The organism is Thiemannella venezuelensis (assembly GCF_014203605.1).
Lineage (GTDB): Bacteria > Actinomycetota > Actinomycetes > Streptosporangiales > Streptosporangiaceae > Planomonospora_A > Planomonospora_A venezuelensis.
In genome coordinates, this window is record NZ_JACHJJ010000067.1 from 1 (window position 1) to 2,285 (window position 2,285).

A 2,285-nucleotide genomic window follows, 5' to 3' on the forward strand; every position below is an offset into this window, starting at 1 on the left:
TGCTGCAGCAACTCGGCTCGCCCCTGGCCCAGGGCTACCTGTTCTCCCCCCCGGCCACCGCCGACCAGATCGACGACCTCCTGCACACCACCCCCTGGCAGGACGTCGCCTGACCCCGAGGACGCGTGGGGCGGGGAACTGAGCCTTCCCCGGCGGCGGCAACCGGGCTGCACCCCGGGCGCACTCCTCGCGCTACGCCCGGACGGCTTACTGGATGTCGAAGGCCGCTACCGCAGGGCTTTCACCGGCACCGCCGGAGCTCCCCGGAGCCTCCCGGAGCCGGAGTCCTGTCGCCGCACAGAGGATCGCCATTCATGACCTTCTCCGCTCGCCTCGCCACCCGCACCCGCCTGCTGACCGCCACCCTCACCACCGCCCTGGGCCTGACCCTGACCGCCGGACTGAGCATGGCCACCGCCGGCGCGGCGCACGCTGACACCGAGGCCGGGCAGCAGGTCATGCTCAAGGGTTCCACCACCGCCTCCTACTACTGGGACGACGGCTCCGGCCGCAACGGCGACACCGGCCTGCCCGCCTCCGGCAAGCCCATGCAGAAGGGCCTGGCCGCCTCCCCGTCCTGGCCCCTGCTGACCGAGGGCTACGTCCTGTACAACGGCAAGAAGGCCCCCTTCTTCGTCGGCGACCGCGGCCCGGGTGTCCCCTCCAACCGCGGCATCATGCTCGACCTCGACGCCAAGACCTTCGCCGACCTGACCGGCGGCACCTTCGACTCCGACAGCCTCACCGTCCAGGGCAACGGCGGCAAGGGCCACATCAAGGTCGACTACGTCATCACCAAGTGGGGTCCGGGCGTCGGCAAGAAGAACCACCCCGTCCCCTTCGCCACCGGCGCCTGGGGCGAGAAGGACACCGACCCGGCGGAGCCGGTCACCCTCGCCCAGCCCAAGCCCAAGGCCGAGAGCAAGCCCGCCTCCAAGCCCGCGGCCGCCGAGCCCAAGGCCGAGAGCAAGCCCGCTCCCAAGAGCGAGAGCAAGCCCGCCCCCAAGGTCGCCCAGTCCGCGGGCACCGAGATCGCCAAGGCCGCCGCCACCACCGAGCAGGGCGGTCTGCCCCTCGCCGCGACCGCGGCCCTCACCCTGGTCGCCGGCAGCGGCGCGTTCGCGGCGACCCACTTCGTCGCCCGGCGCCGTACCCGCACCGACGCCTGATCCGGCCCTTCCGGGGACTCCCCGGGACGGCGCCCCGCAGGTCCTCTCACGGGCTCTGCGGAAGCCGTCCGGCAGGACGGCCACCGAGCAGCCGCCAGGCCGCCACCGACTCCCGGTGGCGGCCTGGCGGCGTTCCAGGCCTGGTACGGCATGCCGTACCAGGCCTGGAACGCGCATCTCCCGGGGACGTCCAACGCCGCGCGGACGGAATCCGCCGCCCGCCGAGCGCGTCCGGTGCGGGCTCAGCGCCAGGAGCGGGGCCGTACCGGGCCGCTGTCGCGCTCCCGCAGGGTACGGGCGAAGTTGCTCCAGAAGCGGGAACTCTCGTTGGCGCGGGGGAACGGCTCGGCGGGCACCGGGACGCCGAGGAACGCGCACAGCGGCTCCCAGCCCTCCTCCACCCGGTAGACCAGCAGCCGTCCGGCCGGGACCCCCGCCCGCACCTCGGCGTTGTGGCGCTCGAAGTAGGCGACGGCGCTGTCGCGGTCGAAGGCGATGTCCCGCCTGTGCCGGTTGAGGGCGCCCAGCATGCGGACGAAGGCCGCCGGCCTCGACCGGCGGGGAAGGGCGAGACGCAGGACGGGGCCGAAGACGGGGTGACGCATGAGACGGGGCAACCGGAAGATCGTCTTGCGGGCGCTCTCGAACCACGCCCCGGGGTCGCGCAGGGTGAGGATCACCTTGGCCTCGGGGTAGTGGGCGGCCAGCTCCCGCCAGTACGCGGCGGCGGGGAAGTCCACGCACGCCCGGTAGCCGTGGAAGACGGCCTCCCAGTCCTGCACCCCGCCCTGTGCCACGTCCGTCCACTGGCGCATCCGCTCGGAACTGCCCAGGACCTCGAACATGTGGTAGCAGGGGGTGAACCCGAGGCGCTCCAGCGCGAGCTTGAGCGAGCTGGTCCCGGTACGGCCCAGCCCCGCCCCGATGACCTCCAGCATGCTCCCCGGACCCCCTCTGCGGCTCGCTCCGGTACACCCCCTCTGCCCCTGCCGGGTTTTCCAAACCGCCCGGCGGCCCGTCTGCGCCGCCCCGCGCGGGGCGGCGCCCGGGGTCAGACGGTGAAGCGGCCCACCAGCTCGCGCAGCGAACCGCTCATCCCGGCCAGCTCGACCGCGG

General features: G+C 73.6%; 2 protein-coding genes. One reads left to right on the forward strand and one right to left on the reverse strand.

Features of this window, described 5'->3' with window-relative positions:
- The first annotated feature begins 314 nt into the window (after positions 1 to 314).
- A complete protein-coding gene (locus FHS22_RS38860) occupies positions 315 to 1,169 on the forward strand; it encodes a hypothetical protein (protein WP_338048128.1) in 855 nt (284 codons plus the stop codon).
- A gap of 242 nt (positions 1,170 to 1,411) precedes the next feature.
- Here FHS22_RS38860 and FHS22_RS37090 read toward each other — a convergent pair whose 3' ends face one another.
- Positions 1,412 to 2,107 carry a sulfotransferase family protein gene (locus FHS22_RS37090; RefSeq protein WP_184948878.1) on the reverse strand — a complete coding sequence of 232 codons (696 nt, stop codon included), beginning with the start codon at positions 2,105 to 2,107 and terminating at the stop codon, positions 1,412 to 1,414.
- Positions 2,108 to 2,285: the final 178 nt, after the last annotated feature.